This is a genomic window from Mesorhizobium sp. M8A.F.Ca.ET.202.01.1.1, assembly GCF_004791595.1.
Lineage (GTDB): Bacteria > Pseudomonadota > Alphaproteobacteria > Rhizobiales > Rhizobiaceae > Mesorhizobium.
This window is the reverse complement of record NZ_SRUN01000330.1, coordinates 1-280: the sequence shown is the minus strand read 5'-3', so window position 1 is coordinate 280 and position 280 is coordinate 1. Positions and strand designations below refer to the sequence as shown.

Annotated in this window: 1 pseudogene; it reads right to left on the bottom strand. The window is 63.9% G+C overall.

Annotation, left to right across the window (positions count from 1 at the left end):
- Positions 1 to 280 (bottom strand): annotated as a pseudogene (locus tag EN845_RS35075) (peroxiredoxin); the annotation flags it as partial.

Sequence of the window (280 nt, the reverse complement as noted above, 5' to 3'; positions counted from 1 at the left end):
GATGATCACGTCCTCGCCCTGCTTCCAGTTGGCCGGCGTGGCCACCTGGTGCTTGGCCGTCAGCTGGATGGAATCGACCACGCGCAGGATCTCGTCGAAATTGCGCCCGGTGGTCATCGGATAGGTCAGCACCAGCTTGATCTTCTTGTCCGGCCCGATGACATAGACCGAACGCACGGTTGCGTTGTCGGCCGGCGTGCGGCCCTCCGAACTCTCGCCGGCGCCGGCCGGCAGCATCTCATAGAGTTTGGCGACCTTGAGATCGCGGTCGCCGATCAGC